Genomic DNA, 14996 nt, shown 5'->3' with positions numbered 1-14996 from the left:
GTCTGCACCAGTACGAGCCCGCGGACGCCCGGTCGGGGCGGGGCGCGTCAGCGGGTGAGGGAGTCGAGGCCGCGCAGGAAGTCGCCGAAGCCGCCGGGGGCGCGGGGGTCGCGCCGGGCGGAGGTGGTGACGGGGGTGTCGGGGATCCGTCTGACGCGGTGGCCGGCGGCCTCCAGGGCCGCGACCAGGGCGCGGTCCTCGCCGACGGCCAGGGGCGCGAAACCGCCGACCGCGCGGTAGGCGTCGGCGCGGACGGCGAGGTTGGCCCCGTGGACGTGGCGGTGGCCCCCGGCGCCCGCCGGGTGCCGGTAGTGCCGCCGGAAGGCCCCGGCGGTGGCCTGCCGGTGGCCGGTCCAGTCCGTGACGCGGACGGTGCCGACGACCGCGTGCCAGCCGAGGGCCGCGTGGTCGAGCTGGCGGGCGAGCCACGCGGACGGCACCCGGGAGTCCGCGTCGGTGTGGGCCAGCCACACTCCGGCCGGGGCGAGGGCGGACCCGGTGGCGAGGGCGAGGTCCACGGCCCGCTCGCTGCCCGCCGCGCGGGCCGCCCCGACGTTGCCGGCCGTCAGCTCCAGCACCTGCGCGCCGTACCGGCGGGCCACCTCCGCGGTGCCGTCCGTGCAGGCGTCCGCCACCACGACCACCCGGTGCGGCAGCGCCCGTACCCGGGGGTGGCGCAGCGCCCGGTGCAGTGCGGTCAGGCAGCTGCCGAGCAGTTCCTCCTCGTCGCGGGCGGGGACGACGACGGCCACCGCGCGGATCACGTCAGGCCCTCGGCGGCGGCGACGGACAGGTCGGCGGCCGGGGTGCCGGGCCGGTCCGGGCGGACGAAGACGTCCAGCAGGAAGTCCGGTTCGGCGTGCGCGGCGATCCGCACCAGGCCCGGGTGGGCGCGGGCCTGTCCGTGGACGGCCTCGGCGCTGCGCGCGTGGTCCGGGACGGGGTGGCGCCAGTGGACCAGCAGGAGCGTGCCGCCCGGCTCCAACGCGTGCACGGCCCGCTCCAGGACGTCCGCGGCGCCGGCGGCGGTGAAGTAGTACAGCAGCTCGGACAGCACGACGAGGTCGAAGGCGCCGTCGGGCCAGTCGTCCGGCAGCCGGCGCTGCTCCACCCGCACGTGCGGCGCCCGCGCGAGGCGGGCCCGGGCCCGGGCCACGGCGCGCTCCTCCCGGTCGCACGCGAGCAGGGCGTCGCAGCGTCCGGCCAGCAGCGCGGACAGCACGCCGACCGAGCAGCCCGGCTCGAACGCGCTGCGGTAGCGCGGCTCGGGGAGCGCCGCGAGGGTCAGGGCGTACTTCCGCCGCTCGTACCAGCGCTCGGCCAGCCGCCAGGGGTCGTCCTGCTCGGCGTACATGCCGGCGAAGTAGGCGGCGGGGGTGGCGGCGCCGGTCGGGCGCCCTCCCGCGGGGCCAGGGGGTGTGGTCATCGCCAGACCACCTCGAAGTCGCGCTCGAAGTGGGCGAGTTCGTCCGGGGGCAGGATCGCCGCGTCGCCCGGTCCGTCGCCGAGCGGCTCGATCTGGCTGCGGAAGCACCGCAGCGCCGCGTGCTTGCGGGCCCGGGCGGCCGGGGGCAGCGCGATGCGCGCCGCCCGGCTCCAGGGCAGCCGCGGATCGCCCGGCGCCGCCCAGTGCCACGCCCACACCGGGTACTCCCACACCGGCACCCCCCGCGCGGCCCCGGCCGCCAGCGCCGCGCGCCCCGCGGCCTCGTGGTCCGGGTGCAGGTCCGCGCCGAACGGCGCCACGCACAGGTCGCAGTCCGCGAGCAGCCCGGTCAGCTCGGCGGCCAGCGCCAGCTCGTGGCGGGCCACGCCGCTGTCGGGCAGCCCCAGCCGCACCGCCGGCACGTCGGCCCCCAACGCGCGTGTCGCCCGGCGCAGTTCCCGGGCGCGCACGGCTGCCAGGTCACGGGCCGCGGCCGCGGTGCTGTGCGGATGGGACGCCTCGCCGTCGGTGACGGACACCAGGCGCACCCGGACACCGGCCGCGGCGAGGACGGCGATCGTGCCGCCGAAGCCGAGGACCTCGTCGTCGGGGTGCGCCGCCACGACCAGGACCACGGGCGGGCCGTCCGGGCGGGCGGGCAGGCAGGCGAGCGGGTCGACGGCGGGGAGGCGGTGCAGCGGCGCCCACGCCCGCCAGTCCCGCTCCGGCGTCCCGGGCGCCTGGATCGGGTCGGCCGCGGCCCGCCGCCCGGGGCCGGCAGCCGCCGTCGGAACCGGACGGCCCGTCATCCGTCCTCCCACTCCAGGCGGGCGTCGCGGGCCGCCGCGCCCAGGCCGGCCAGATCGCGCTCCGCGTGGTGCTGGCGCAGGTAGACGGTCAGGTCGGCGACGGCCCGCGCGTGCACGGCGTCGTGGCCCAGCGGGGCGGCGCCCAGCGACCGGCCGACCCTGGCCAGCACGTCCCCGGCGGCGTGCTCGACGGCGGCCCGCACCCGCATCGTGCGGCGGCGCGCGGTGCCGGCCGCGTCGAGCGGGTCGGCGTCGACGGCGGCGGCCGCGCCCTCCAGCAGGGCGTCGACGGTGGCGAGGTGCGCGTCGACGGCACCGAGATGGGCCAGCGCGTGCGGGCCCGGGTCCCACGCGCGCGCGGCCGCCAGCAGCGTGCGGGCGACCGCGCGGGCCCCGCCGTGCCAGCAGGCGGCGACGCCGATCCCGCCGTGGTGGAAACCGGGGCGCTCCAGGTACGCGCCCGGCTCACCGACCGGCACGGCCCGGACGTCCTCCAGCACCACGTCCAGCGTGTCGCTGCCCGCCATGCCCGGCCCGGGCCAGCTGTCCGGCAGCGGGACGAGGCCCGGCTGCGCCACCTCGACGGCGAACAGCCGCCGCCGCTCCCCGTCGCGGGCGGTCACCAGCGCGTGGGTGCACACCCGGGCCCCCGAGCAGAACGGCTTCACCCCGGACAGCCGCCAGCCGTCCGGACCGCGGCGCGCCTCCAGCCGGTACCCCGGCGGCTCGGCCGCCCACACCCCCCAGCGCGGCCCCGCCCCGCCGTCCGGCGCGAACTCCGAACTCCGGACGCCGAGTTCGGCGAGGATCGCGACGGCGTCCGCATGGCCCTCGCCGAGCCGGGCCAGGGACAGGTCCCGCTGCGCCCACCGGGTCAGCGCCGCCCAGCGCTCCGCGGTCCGCCCGGCACCGGGCAGCGGAAGGTCCAACTCCCCGTCGGCCGCCATCCGGGTGAACGCCTCGGCGACCGTCCGGCGGTGACCCGCCGCGGCGCGGACCTCCCCGGCGGACCCGTCCGGGGCGCGGCCGGGCACGGTGGTGCTCACGGACTGCCGGCCCGGTCGGACGGGTGCGGGCCCTGCTGCCGCGGCACCCGGACGGGCCAGGGCGGCAGGGTGGAAGGCCGGAAGGACGGACCAGCGAACACGTTGAACTCCTCACCATCGCACCGGACGATTCGACGGCCGCCCGGCATCGCCCCCGACTCTGCCCCCCACCCCGGACGCCCGCACCCCGACCGCGCGCCGTCGCCGCTCCCCGCCCCCGGACGCTGACACCGCCCGCGGCGTTGTGGACCGGCCCCGACGGACCCCGCGGCTGGGGCGCGGAGGCGCCCACCCGCAGGTGGAGTCCGTCCGCTCGACGGCCCGATCCTCCTGGACGCCGCCAACGCGCCGACGGGCCCTCTCGACCGGGACGGCCCCCTCCTGGCCCACCATCAGGCGCTCGGTCGTACCCGCATGCGTCGACGTCCCGCTCGTGCCGGACTGCCGGGAGACGTCTGCGGCGAGTTCGGCCGAACTCCACGCGGTGTCCCCGCTGAGTTCGCGGCCGGCGCCCTCGTGGCCGGTGCCGGCCAGGACGGCGGCGACGCCGGGTAGCCCGTGCTCCTCGACCGGGATTCCCCACGGGGCACCGCCCCGGGCCGCGCCTGCGCCCCCGGCACGGTCCCGGCACTCGCGGCACCCACGGCGGGGGAGTGCGGGCGGGTTCCGCGCGCCGTCCCGCACGACCTGTTCCCGCCTCATGCGTCGTCTCGCGCCACGGCCGTCCCGTCCGCACCGCCCGGGACTTGCCACGGTGCGTGCAGCGGCAGGACCCTTGCACTCCCGCCGGGCAGTGGCCGTTCCCGTGGACCCGACCCGCGCCCCGTCCTTCCGCGTCGCCTGCCGCCCCGCTCCCATGCCGCGCGAGCACGACGCCGGAGCCCACCCCCGCACCGCCCGAACCAGGTTCGGCGGTGACCGCCCCACCACCTTCCCCCGGAGGTCCCCCATGCCCCTTCCGCTCTCCCCGCACCCCGCTTCCCACCCGCGCGCCGCCGTCCGGGTGCGGGTGCTGTGCACCGTCCTGCTGAGCCTCCTCTCGCTCCTCGTGCCCGGTGCGTGGGCCGGTTCCTCGTCGGCCGCGGTCGGCGACCTGCTGTGCCCCGCCGGAAACCAGACCGTCTCCTTCAACCCCGGCCTGACCACCACCTCCCGGACCGTCACCATCACCTACGACCTCAGGCTCGGCGTCTGCGCCTCCCTGAGCCACCCCGAGATCACCAGCGGCCGCAGCAGCGGGACGGTCGTCGCCCCCTACTCCTGCCAGGACCTGCTCAACACCAGCACCGGCACCCAGAACTTCACCTGGAACACCGGAGCCACCAGCACCCTGTCCTTCACCCGCACCGTCAGCATCGTCAACGGACAGACCGTCATCACCCTGAACGGCCACATCACCTCCGGCCTCTTCACCGGCGACACCGGCGTCCTCACCGTCGTCGAACCCGCCCTCAACCTCACCGCCTGCCAGAGCCCGACCGGCCTGACCAGCATCGCGGGCACCTCCACCTTCGTCCTCACCTGATCCCGGTCCCGGCCCCCGAGCCCGCCGCCGGCGGTACGTCGGCACCGGACGATCTCCGCGTTCGGGCGAGCCTCCGGGTGCGGTTCGGGCCGTGGGGAGTGATCCTGGGAGCCACTGTTGACGAACCGGCTTTGAGGAGTGCTGAGATGTCGGTCATGGACAAGCTGAAGGCCATGCTCAAGGGTCACGAGGACCAGGCTTCGCGGGGGATCGACAAGGCGGGGGACTTCGCCGACGAGAAGACCCAGGGCAAGTACAGCGGCCACGTGGACACGGCCCAGGACAAGCTCAGGGACCAGCTGGGCGACGGGGGCGCGCAGAACGACCCGCCGCAGTAGCAGGAACTCCCGAACGGCATGCGCCGCGCCGGAACCCCCCGATCGGGTTCCGGCCGCCGCCGTTTCACCGCGACCCCCGCGCGGGCGCGCACCCGTTCGGGGTGCGCGCCCGCCCCACCGGTGAGCAGGAAGCGGAGGGGTCAGCCGAGCAGGGTGACGCTGGGGCTCAGGGTGGTGCCGGTGGCGGTGTACGTGGCGCTCTGGCCGTTGGCGCAGTAGGACACGTACAGGTTGCCGAACGCCTGGGTCCCGGCGACGACCTTCACCAGCGGGCGCACCTCGGCGCCCTCGGGGAAGCCGGCGCTGGTGAGGTCGATGGTGCGGCTCTGGTTCACCGGGTAGTTCTCGGTGGCGGCGGACAGTCGCCCGGTGCGGGTGCTGGCCTGCCAGGACAGCACGTACGCGCCGTTGTTGACCACGTTGATCTTCTGCACGCACGGCTGCGCCGTCGCGGTGGGCGCGGCGAGGGCCGCGGTGGCGGGCAGCACCGCCAGGGCGGTGGCGGCGGTGACGGGCAGGACGGCCTTGCGCAGGATTCGCTTCATCGTGCCTCCCATGATTCGGACCGGGACGGAAGATCCATCCGGCGTTGGCAGCCCTGCTACCCGCATTGGACTGGACCACTTCCCGACAGGCGGCATTCGGCCATCCGCAGGAGTGGCCGGTCGTGGTCCCGGTACGGCTGAGGCACAGGTGAAGTCGCCTGCCGGTCGGATCGGGAGGTGCCGTCCGGGGCCGCCACTATGGCGTGATCACGGTGGGTGGTCGCAGCTCCCCTCCGCTGCGGGGCCGGCCACCGGCAACCTGGCGGAAGCGCGTCGGAACGGCCTGGGACCGGGACGGCGCCCGGTCCGGAGGGCGGGGCGCGGCGCCGGGACGGGGCGACGATGCCGCCGAGCACCCGGCCGGAGAGTGGCGGCGGCCAGGACACCGAGGGTGACGGCACCGCGCGACCGGCGCACGGGGACGTCCTGGTCAAGACGTCCCGATCAAGACGTCCCGATCGAGGCGTCCCGATCGAGGCGTCCCGGTCAAGACGTCCCGATCGAGGCGTCCCGATCGAGGCGTTCCGATCAAGCAGGACGCCCGCGAGCGCCGTGCCCGGTGGACGGCGCGTTCACGGGCGCCGGTGGACCGTGCCCGCCTTCATGACGAAGTCGACCCTGCCGGTGAGGGTGATGTCCTCGAACGGGTCTCCGGGGACGGCGACGACGTCGGCGGTTCTGCCGGGGGCGAGGACGCCGAGGTCGTCGCGGCCGAGGAGCTCGGCCGCGACGCTGGTGGCCGCCCTGAGCGCCCGGGCCGGGGTGATGCCGGTGGAGACCATGGTGGGGAACTCCCGCCAGTTCTCGCCGTGCGGGAACATGCCCGCGTCCGTGCCGAACGCGATCTTCACGTCGCTCGCGGCGACGGCCGCCGCGGCGTCGAGCAGTGCCTGCCGGTAGCGCCGGAACTTGCTCCGCTTGTGCGGGGGCTTGCCCGCCCAGTGGGCGTCGTCGTCGACCAGCCGGGCGCTGGTCAGCACGGTGTACTGGGTGGGCACCAGGAACACGCCGCGTTCCGCCATGAGCCGCAGCGTCGCCGCGCTGGCCAGGTTGCCGTGGTCGATGCTGCGCACCCCGGCCAGGACGGCGCGGCGGACGCCCTCGTCGCCGTAGCAGTGCGGGGTGGCGGGACGGCCCAGGTCGCGGGCGGTGGCGACCAGGGTGTCCATCTCCTCCTGGCCGTAGGTGACCTGGGACGGGTCGTCGGACGGGCTGGAGAAGCCGCCCGTCGCCGCGAACTTGATCCAGTCCGCACCCGCCCGGACCTCGGCGCGCACCCGGGTGCGGATTTCGTCCGGGCCGTCGGCACAGGCGAGTTCCAGCGGCCGCCCGTGGCCCTGGTACTGGTCGGCGACCGCCGCGCTGAAGTCGCCGTGACCGCCACGCGCGGAGATCATGTGCGGTGCCACGAACATCCGCGGGCCGACGACCAGCCCCGCGGCGACGGCGTCGCGCAGGTCGAGCGTGTTGTAGCCGTTGTCCGCAGTCATCAGGTCGCGGACGGTGGTGAAGCCGTTCATCAGCAGGGTACGCAGCACCGGCAGCGCCTCCAGGGCGACGGCCACCGGGGAGGCGAGCAGCGCCGGTACGAGGGCCGGCGTGAGGGTGACGTGCGTGTGGCAGTCGATGAACCCCGGCAGCAGCGTGTGACCGGCCAGCTCCACCACCTCGGCGCCGTCCGGCGGACGGATGCCGTCCTCGACGGCGGAGATCCGGTCCCCGACGACCAGGACGTCACGCCGTCCGCCCGGAGCGTCCGACACGCCGTCCCAGACGGTTGCACCCCTCAGGAGCGTGGTCATGCTCCGCCTCCTTCGTCGACGCACTGCACTCGTCACCGTGACTGTGCGTGCTGGTGGGCAGCGGCGTGCCCGCGGGGGCGAGCCGGTCTCCGACGGGGGCGCGGCCCCGCGCCGCCGCCCCGGTCACCGGAGGAGCTGCGGGAGCCGCGTCCGGACAGGGCGGGTGCGGCGCGGTGGTCAGCCGTCGTGCAGGGCCTTCTTGAGGGCGTCGACGGCGAGGTGGCGGGCGACGTTGGCGGCGCGGGTGTCGCGCAGGCTGTCCAGGAGGAGGAAGTCGTGGACCATGCCGGCGACGCGGACGGCGGTGACGTCGACGCCGGCCTCGCGGAGCTTGCCGGCGTACTGCTCGCCCTCGTCGCGCAGCACGTCGGCCTCGTCGGTGATGACCAGGGTGGTGGGCAGGCCGCGCAGGTCCTCGAGCGGGGTCTGCAGCGGGGAGGCGTGCGGTTCCTTGCGCTGGTCCGGGTCGGAGTACTGGTCCCAGAACCAGATCATGCCGTCGCGGGTGAGGTAGTAGCCCTCGGCGAACTGCTGGTAGGACGGGGTCTCGAAGTCCGCGTTGGTGACCGGGTAGAGCAGGACCTGGGCCTTGAGGTCCAGGCCGCCGCGCTCCTTGTTCATGTTCGCGAAGACCGCGGACATGCAGCCGCCGACCGATTCGCCGGTGACGGCGACGCGGGAGGCGTCCAGGCCGTGTTCGGCGCCGTGCTCCTTCAGCCAGAGGCCGACCGCGTAGTTCTGCTCGACCTGGGTCGGGTACTTCGCCTCCGGCGCCCGGTCGTAGACCGGGAAGACGCCGGCCGCGCCCGCGCCGACCGCCAGTTCGCGGAACAGCCGGTCGTGGGTCTTGTCGTCGCCGAAGACCCAGCCCGCGCCGTGGATGTAGAAGACCACGGGCAGCGGGCCGCCGGCCCCCTTGGGCTTGATGATCCGCACGCGTACGGGACCCCACTCGCCCGCGTCGACGCTCACCCACTCCTCGTCCACGGCCGGGCGCTCGACGCCCTCGCCGCTCTGGAGGCCGAGCAGGATGTCCCGGCCCTCGGGCGGCGGCACCTCGTAGATCCGCGGGTGCGGGGCGGTGGCCTCGGCCAGCTCCTTGGCGGCCGGCTCCAGGAAGGGGGTGATCGGCGGGGGAAGCTGCGTCATGTCAACTCCATAAGGAACGGTGACAAGCACGTGAATGCCCGGGCACGGGGAACCGCGCCACGTAACAAACTAGAACGAATGCGCAGAAAGCACCTGTTGGGTGGAGGGGGTGCCTGCCGGCCCGGTCACGCCCTGAAGGGGCGGCGCGCGACTGCGAGGTGATGCGCCGTCCGGGGCGGGGGCGTAGTGCTCCTCGCCGTGGCGATCACGGTGAACGTGCCGTCCCCGGCCGGCGGGCGCTGACCGGTGTCCCGCGTCGGCACCTGGCGGGTCGGACCGTCGAACTCCCGGCTCCCCGGCGGGCGGTGGCCGAGGGCACGCGGTGGGCGGGGCCGGGCCGCCGGTGCGGTGCCCGTGGGGCAGGGGGTGGTACCCGCTCGGGCCCGCTCCGGGCGACCCATGACCGCGCCGCCGCCGGGGCGGTGACGGCACGCGCGGTCAGCGCGCCCGCATCGCCCCGACGGCGGCGCGCACCGCCGGGCTCGCTGCCGGGTGTCCGAGGCCGACGGCCGTCCGCCCGTCGGCGGGCAGGCGCCGGATCACCGGCACCCGGACCGTCCACGGTCACCTCGCCGAGTGCGTCGACCCCACTCCCCGGCCGAGGACCCCGGGCAGGGGCCGGACACGCGGCCGTCCCGGCCGCCGCCTGCCCGGGCCCCGGCGGCGGGCACGGTGGATCAAGCCTTGTGCTGCATGGACTCGCGGGCCGGATTCGCCTGCTTCTCCGCCTTCGGGTCCTTCTCGCCGGCCTTGGCCCGCACGCCCTCCCGGATCCGGCGGCCCAGGTCGGCGTCGATGTGCGCCCAGTAGTCGAAGGCCCGCTCCAGGACGGGGTCGCTGACCCCGTTGAGCAGGTGGCCGACGACGTTGTCGACCAGCCTGGTCCGGGCCTGGTCGTCCAGGACCTCGCGCACCATCGTGCCCGCCTGGCCCCAGTCGTCGTCCTCGGGGTGGTCCACGTAGGCGCTGCGCGTGATCTCGCCGCTCACCTCCCAGCTCGGCGGGGTGCCGAAGCGGGCCGTGTCGGCGGCCGGGCCGCCCTTCGAGTTGGGCGCGTACACCGGATCCGTGGTGGACCGGAACGCCATCGCCCCGTCCTTGGAGTAGCTGTGCACCGGTACGGCGGGCGCGTTGACCGGCAGCTGCTGGTAGTTGGTGCCGATCCGGTACCGGTGCGAGTCGGCGTAGGCGAACAGCCGGGCCAGGAGCATCCGGTCGGGGCTCGGGCCGATGCCGGGGACCAGGTTGTTGGGCTGGAACGCCGCCTGTTCGATCTGGGCGTGGTGGTCCACGGGGTTGCGGTCCAGGGTCAGCCGGCCGACCTCGATGAGCGGGTAGTCGCTGTGCGGCCACACCTTGGTCAGGTCGAACGGGTTGAACCGGTAGTCCTGCGCGTCCTCGAACGGCATCACCTGGACGTGCAGGGTCCAGCTCGGGTACTGCCCGTCGCGGATGTGTTCGAACAGGTCACGGGTGTGGTAGTCCGTGTCCACGGCGGCCATCTGGTCGGCCTCGTCCTGGGTGAAGAACTCGATGCCCTGGTCGGTCTTGAAGTGGTACTTCACCCAGGAACGGCGGCCGCTCTCACTGATCCACAGGTACGTGTGGGAGCTGTAGCCGTTCATGTGCCGCCAGGACCGCGGAATGCCGCGGTCACCCATCAACCAGGCCACCTGGTGCGCCGACTCCGGCGAGAGCGTCCAGAAGTCCCACTGCATGTCGTGGTCGCGCAGGTTGTTGTCCGCCCGGCGCTTCTGCGAGCGGATGAAGTGCTGGAACTTCAGGGGGTCCTTGACGAAGAACACGGGGGTGTTGTTGCCGACCATGTCGTAGTTGCCCTGCGAGGTGTAGAACTTCAGGGCGAAGCCACGGGGGTCGCGCCAGGTGTCCGGGCTACCGCGCTCCCCGGCCACGGTCGAGAACCGGGCGAGGACCTCCGTTCGGGTCCCGGGCTGGAAAACGGCCGCCTTCGTGTAGGCGCTCACGTCGGCCGTCACTTCGAAGTGGCCGAAAGCGCCGCTGCCCTTCGCGTGCGGCTGGCGCTCCGGGATCCGCTCGCGGTTGAACTGGGCCATCTGCTCGATCAGGTAGGCATCCTGCAGCAGCACCGGGCCGCCGGGCCCGGCCGTCAGCGAGTGCTCGTCGCTCTCGGCGGGTGCACCCGAATCGGTGGTGGTCGCGGGGACGTCGGTCAAGAGGTCCGCCTCCCAAGGCAGTGCGGCGGGGCGGCGAGAACCACCCCTCGGAGCCGCGCGGCGCGCTGAGTGCGCCCCGGTGCGGCGTGAATGCGTCTGTCCCCAAGGAAACACGCGAAACAACGGGCCGCCTCGGAGACGTGGTGCGTACGGGGTACCGGCACGGCGCGGGCACGGATCGGCGACCCCTGTGCGGCGCGATCCGGGCCGTGCCTCACTGGCCCCATCCGCCCCCGGACGGGCGCAGCGCGTTCATGGACGTCCGGAGGGCGTCGCGCAGACCGGGGAAGACGGCGTCGAACCGCTCCCGGACCGCCTCGATCGTCGCCTCGTGGGCGTGGCGCTCGTCGCGGCTGAAGAGGTGGTGCCGGTCGCTCTCCGCGGAGATCACCGTCAGGGCCAGGGCGAGCGGTGGCAGGGTCAGGGGATCCGCGTCCTGCAGAACCGGCTCCCGGACCTCCTCCCGGAGCGCGGTGACGTGGTCCGGGTGGTGGACCGGGACCTCGTGCTGCGCGAGCAGCGACAGCTTCTTGAGCCCCTTGATCTCGGGGATGCCGATCTCCCCGGCGGCCGCGAGCTGCTCGCGGACGGACGACTCGGCCCGGTGGGCGGAGGGCTGGATCAGATCCAGCCAGCTCCTGGGCTCCTCGGGGGACGTCTCCTTCCAGACCTCGGCGAGGAAGGCGTCCTTGGGCGGTGCGTCGCCGAGCCGGACGGCGCCGGGGCGCTTGCCCGGCCGGACAGCGAGAGCCTGGTCGGACACCAGCTCCGCGAGGGCCCCGGCCCGCAGGCGCTGGCCCCGGAACTGGAGGTTGTCGACCTCGAACTTCTCCTTGTCGGGGCTGTAGCCGAGCAGGTAGAGCTTCTGCGGGAGTGTCATGATCATGGGGTTCCTCCTGAACGGAAGGGGCGGAACGGCCGGAGCGTCCGGAGGCGGCCCGACGGCCTCCGGCGGTGCCGCGTCCGCGCCGGAGGCCGGCCTTCGGCGAGTGTGACACGCCGTCAATTCGCTTGCAGAAGACGGCGATGCGGCTTCTGCGGTCGCCTTCCCGGGCTCGGGCGGTTCATCCGCGCGGCCGGCCGGACGGCTTGATTGCGGTGCGTCTCCGAGGCGGGACGGGTGTCGGCCGTCCCGGTGCCCGGTCGGCAGAGCCCGCTCGCCACGCCTGTCGCGCGGCCGGCCGCGGTGGTGCGTGTCGCCGGCACGTTCGAGGGCGGACCCCGGGGAGTGTTCCGTCCGGGCGGGCGGGTCCCGGGCTTCCGCGGGCCGGCCTCCTCGGTCGGACGGGTCCGACCCGGAATCCAGAGGAGAGCGGCGTGCGCATCCGCAAGTCCGCCTTCGTGGTCCTGACCGCCGCCGCCCTCGCGCTCGCCGCCTGCCGGAGCGACGGTACGGGCGGTGCGCGGAGCGCCCCGTCCAGCAGCCCCGCCGCTACCGTCAGCACCACCCCCGGCAGCGGCCCGGCTTCCGAGGACCCGGACCCGGCGCCCCCGCCGAGCGCCGGACGGCGGACCTGGGCGTCACCGCCTCCGGCCACGCCGTCACCGGCGACGCCGAGAACACCGTGGTGGTCGAGCTGAACAACCACAGGGGCAGAAGCCGTACGCTCGCCGGGTACGCGGGCGCCGACCCGCAGACCTCGGCGGGGGCGATCTCCGTGTGGCGCAGTGGCCGTCCGGCACCCGAGGCCACCCTGGAGAGCGGCAGGTCGACGTTCGTCGGGATCCACTATCCGCTCAACACCTCGGGTGGCACGGGCGTGCGGATCACCGGCCTGGTGGTGACCCCGCCGGACGGGACCCAGTCGGTCACCCTTCCCTGGCCGGGCGCCGACTCACCGCCGGTCACGGACGACAGCGGCGGCGACCGGGTCAGGATCGGCCCGATCGGGGGAGAGGGACAGGGAGAGGGCTGACAGGGGGCGTCCGCACCGGCGGTGCCGGGCCGCCGGGCCGCCGGGTCGCGACCGGGGCGAGGCGGGTGATCCCACCCTCGGCCGTCCCCGTGGCGGACCGTACCCGGACCCGCGCCCGGTTCGACCGCGTCATCGCCGACGAGCACCACGTACCGTCCGTGGCCGTATCGGGGAGTCACGTGCCGTACGGGGTGAGGGAGCGGCGCAGGTTGGTCCGGGCGCGGTAGGCGAGGGTCTTGACGGCTCCGGTCCGCAGGCCGACGCGAGTGGCGATTTCCTGGGAACTGAGTTCCTCCCAATACCGCATGGCTATCACGCTCCGCTGGCGGGAGTTGAGCAGCCCCATGGCCGCCCACAGCCGTTCGGCTTCCATGCGGGCGATGATCACGTCCTCCACGCGGGTGCCGCAGTCGCGATCCACGGCGTCACCGGTCGGTGACTCGCGAGAGGTGGAGCGGCGTTTTCGATGGTCGAGGAAGGTGTTGCGGGCGATGGTCAGCAGCCACGCCCCGAGATCGGTGCCGGACCACTGGAATTTCTCGATGCCGGTCAGGGCCTTGACGAAGGTGTCCTGGGCCAGGTCCTCGGCCAGGGGCCGGTCGCCGCTCGTCCGACGCATCAAGAACCCGAACACGGCGGGGTGGTAGTGCCGGTAGACCTCGGTCCATGCCTGCGGGTCACCGGATCTGGCGGCTTCGACCAGGCTTTGCGCGGCGGCGGGGTCGGGGCAGTCGTGGGCGTTCACGCCGGCTCCAAAAGTGTGTACGAAACGGGGAGATCGTCACCCTAGGAGGCGGTAGAACAGCCAGGGAACAATACGCGTCAATTCGATCGAACAGTCGTACCGTGCCCCGATCCCCGTGTGGTGCGTGAGAAGTCTGCGGTGCTCACGGCCGATTCCCGCGCGATTCGTGACCCGCGTGAACTCCCGGCGGTCAGCGCGCGATCCCCGGTGCGCGCCTGCGGGATCTGCGATGCACTTTCGCTGCGGGGCGGCCTTTCGTCCCGGCCCACCCGGTAGGAGTTCCCGGGGGGGAGCCGCGCAGCAGGGGTTATGCAATCACGGAAATTTTCCGCATGCGTCGCAATTCCTTCCGGCCTCGAAAGCGGCCGCAACCGGCCACGAAGGCGAGAGGGGAGTGGCCTGTTCCGGTTAAATGTCTAAAATCTGCCGTCCGGGGCCGGGACGACCGCACCGCCCCACCTGCCCCACCCGCGCACCCCGGGACGGTGCCGACACCACCACCGACCCCCTCTGCGCCCACTGAAACTCCCCGGCCCGCCACCCGCTCGACGCAGACGGCGGGCCGGACCTCCCCGCACCGCTCGTCGTCCGGAGCGACCGGCTGTCAGGAACCCTCGCTCCGCGGGCACTCGGGCCTCCGGCCGTGGCTGCTCCAGCTCACTCCGTCGCCCTCGGAAGGATCACGTCCTTCCGGCACGGCGTCTCCCTCCTCCTCGGTGACCGATACGGTGCCCGCCGCACGTGGCGATCCACGCCGTTCGCGGGCCGAGCGATCGGACAGCATCCCGGCGGCGGGCGGTGGCGGTGCGTCAACGGCCCTGGGCGGAGCGGCGCAGGGCGTCGCGGATCCGCTGGGCGGCGGTGCACCAGGGCCGTCGGCGTCCGCGGTGCTCGGCCTGGACGGAGCGCCGGTGCTGCTCGGAGGCGCCCGCGTCCTGTGAGGTGCCGGGACCCGGCCGGTCGGCGCGGCCGCCCCGGTGTTCGGCGAGCGCCGACGCACCGGGTGCGCGCCGGCGTCGTGGCCGCCCCGGAGGTGCTCGGGTCAGAGGCCGTCCTGCGTCGGCGGTTTCTCGAAGGAACTGCTCCGCCGCTCCTGTTCGAGGCCGGGCCGGCCTTCGTGCGGGACCGTCGGGTGCTCACCCCCGGCGAGGGGTACCGCTCCGGTCGCCGCCTGCCTGCGCGCGGCCCGGCGCAGCTGCCAGATGCGGGCGGAGCCGGGGACGGCGACCAGCAGCACTCCGCTGGCGGCGGCGAGCAGCAGCGCGACCCCGAGGGGGAGGCGGCCGTGGGCACCCAGGTAGGAGACCTCCACGTGCTGGCCGTTCTGCAGGATGAAGACCAGCAGGAGGACCAGGATGAGGGTGGCGGTGATCGCCCCCGCCCAGATGGCGCCCGAACGGCTCCGCTTCGTCCGGAGCGGTGCTCCTCCGGTGTCGCTCCGCGACACCGGAGGGTCGGGTGCGGGTCGGTCGATGCTCATGAGTCCTCCGCCGGCTTTCG

General features: G+C 74.6%; 14 protein-coding genes. 3 read left to right on the top strand and 11 right to left on the bottom strand.

Going from position 1 to position 14996, the window contains the following annotated elements; translation table 11 throughout:
• Positions 1-47: 47 nt before the first annotated feature.
• The 4 genes from K353_RS17420 to K353_RS17405 are packed head-to-tail and all read right to left on the bottom strand — an operon-like array spanning position 48 to position 3281.
• Positions 48-764, bottom strand: coding sequence for a glycosyltransferase family 2 protein (locus tag K353_RS17420; protein ID WP_111554527.1), 717 nt, complete (start codon positions 762-764; stop codon positions 48-50).
• Positions 761-1426, bottom strand: coding sequence for an SAM-dependent methyltransferase (locus K353_RS17415; protein WP_111554526.1), 666 nt, complete (start codon positions 1424-1426; stop codon positions 761-763). Before K353_RS17415 ends, K353_RS17420 begins: the two co-directional genes overlap by 4 nt.
• On the bottom strand, positions 1423-2235 hold the full coding sequence (locus K353_RS17410) for a PIG-L deacetylase family protein (protein ID WP_111554525.1): 813 nt from the start codon (positions 2233-2235) through the stop codon (positions 1423-1425). The genes K353_RS17415 and K353_RS17410 overlap by 4 nt, the downstream gene beginning before the upstream one ends.
• Complete coding sequence (locus K353_RS17405; protein WP_199528144.1) at positions 2232-3281, bottom strand: acyl-CoA dehydrogenase family protein; 1050 nt, start codon at positions 3279-3281, stop codon at positions 2232-2234. The genes K353_RS17410 and K353_RS17405 overlap by 4 nt, the downstream gene beginning before the upstream one ends.
• Before the next feature lie 949 nt (positions 3282-4230).
• On the opposite strand from K353_RS17405, the gene K353_RS17395 reads away from it, so the two are divergent.
• Both K353_RS17395 and K353_RS17390 read left to right on the top strand, forming a co-directional pair.
• Positions 4231-4806 (top strand): hypothetical protein, encoded by a 576-nt coding sequence (locus K353_RS17395; protein WP_111554524.1) that lies wholly within the window; start codon positions 4231-4233, stop codon positions 4804-4806.
• A 146-nt stretch (positions 4807-4952) separates the two neighbouring features.
• Positions 4953-5144 (top strand): antitoxin, encoded by a 192-nt coding sequence (locus K353_RS17390; protein WP_111554523.1) that lies wholly within the window; start codon positions 4953-4955, stop codon positions 5142-5144.
• Positions 5145-5284: 140 nt separating this feature from the next.
• On the opposite strand, the gene K353_RS17385 is transcribed toward K353_RS17390, so the two are convergent.
• The 5 genes from K353_RS17385 to K353_RS17365 form a co-directional block, all read right to left on the bottom strand.
• Positions 5285-5689 carry a hypothetical protein gene (locus K353_RS17385; RefSeq protein ID WP_111554522.1) on the bottom strand — a complete coding sequence of 135 codons (405 nt, stop codon included), beginning with the start codon at positions 5687-5689 and terminating at the stop codon, positions 5285-5287.
• Between the two features lie 572 nt (positions 5690-6261).
• A complete protein-coding gene (locus K353_RS17380) occupies positions 6262-7491 on the bottom strand; it encodes an amidohydrolase family protein (RefSeq protein ID WP_111554521.1) in 1230 nt (409 codons plus the stop codon).
• Positions 7492-7668: 177 nt separating this feature from the next.
• Complete coding sequence (locus K353_RS17375) at positions 7669-8640, bottom strand: alpha/beta hydrolase (protein WP_111554520.1); 972 nt, start codon at positions 8638-8640, stop codon at positions 7669-7671.
• 677 nt (positions 8641-9317) lie between these two features.
• Positions 9318-10835: a catalase gene (locus tag K353_RS17370; protein WP_111554519.1), complete on the bottom strand. Its 1518-nt coding sequence runs from the start codon at positions 10833-10835 to the stop codon at positions 9318-9320.
• Positions 10836-11049: 214 nt separating this feature from the next.
• A complete protein-coding gene (locus K353_RS17365) occupies positions 11050-11721 on the bottom strand; it encodes a GPP34 family phosphoprotein (protein WP_111554518.1) in 672 nt (223 codons plus the stop codon).
• A gap of 307 nt (positions 11722-12028) precedes the next feature.
• On the opposite strand from K353_RS17365, the gene K353_RS37205 reads away from it, so the two are divergent.
• Positions 12029-12751, top strand: a complete 723-nt coding sequence (locus K353_RS37205) for a DUF4232 domain-containing protein (RefSeq protein ID WP_158585426.1) — start codon at positions 12029-12031, stop codon at positions 12749-12751.
• A gap of 175 nt (positions 12752-12926) precedes the next feature.
• On the opposite strand, the gene K353_RS17355 is transcribed toward K353_RS37205, so the two are convergent.
• Both K353_RS17355 and K353_RS17350 read right to left on the bottom strand, forming a co-directional pair.
• Complete coding sequence (locus K353_RS17355; protein ID WP_111554516.1) at positions 12927-13496, bottom strand: RNA polymerase sigma factor; 570 nt, start codon at positions 13494-13496, stop codon at positions 12927-12929.
• A gap of 1042 nt (positions 13497-14538) precedes the next feature.
• Entirely contained in the window at positions 14539-14976 is a 438-nt protein-coding gene (locus K353_RS17350) for a lipopolysaccharide assembly protein LapA domain-containing protein (protein ID WP_111554515.1), read from the bottom strand.
• Positions 14977-14996 lie beyond the last annotated feature (20 nt).

The sequence above is a fragment of the Kitasatospora sp. SolWspMP-SS2h genome (assembly GCF_003259315.1).
Lineage (GTDB): Bacteria > Actinomycetota > Actinomycetes > Streptomycetales > Streptomycetaceae > Kitasatospora > Kitasatospora fiedleri.
This window is presented reverse-complemented; position numbering and strand designations above follow the sequence as displayed.

Coding starts and splice junctions, on each gene's coding strand:
- K353_RS17380 (WP_111554521.1), bottom strand. CDS start 7,491: ATGACCACGCTCCTGAGGGGTGCAACCGTCTGGGACGGCGTGTCGGAC.
- K353_RS17350 (WP_111554515.1), bottom strand. CDS start 14,976: ATGAGCATCGACCGACCCGCACCCGACCCTCCGGTGTCGCGGAGCGAC.
- K353_RS17410 (WP_111554525.1), bottom strand. CDS start 2,235: ATGACGGGCCGTCCGGTTCCGACGGCGGCTGCCGGCCCCGGGCGGCGG.
- K353_RS17375 (WP_111554520.1), bottom strand. CDS start 8,640: ATGACGCAGCTTCCCCCGCCGATCACCCCCTTCCTGGAGCCGGCCGCC.
- K353_RS17395 (WP_111554524.1), top strand. CDS start 4,231: ATGCCCCTTCCGCTCTCCCCGCACCCCGCTTCCCACCCGCGCGCCGCC.
- K353_RS17415 (WP_111554526.1), bottom strand. CDS start 1,426: ATGACCACACCCCCTGGCCCCGCGGGAGGGCGCCCGACCGGCGCCGCC.
- K353_RS17390 (WP_111554523.1), top strand. CDS start 4,953: ATGTCGGTCATGGACAAGCTGAAGGCCATGCTCAAGGGTCACGAGGAC.
- K353_RS17385 (WP_111554522.1), bottom strand. CDS start 5,689: ATGAAGCGAATCCTGCGCAAGGCCGTCCTGCCCGTCACCGCCGCCACC.
- K353_RS17365 (WP_111554518.1), bottom strand. CDS start 11,721: ATGATCATGACACTCCCGCAGAAGCTCTACCTGCTCGGCTACAGCCCC.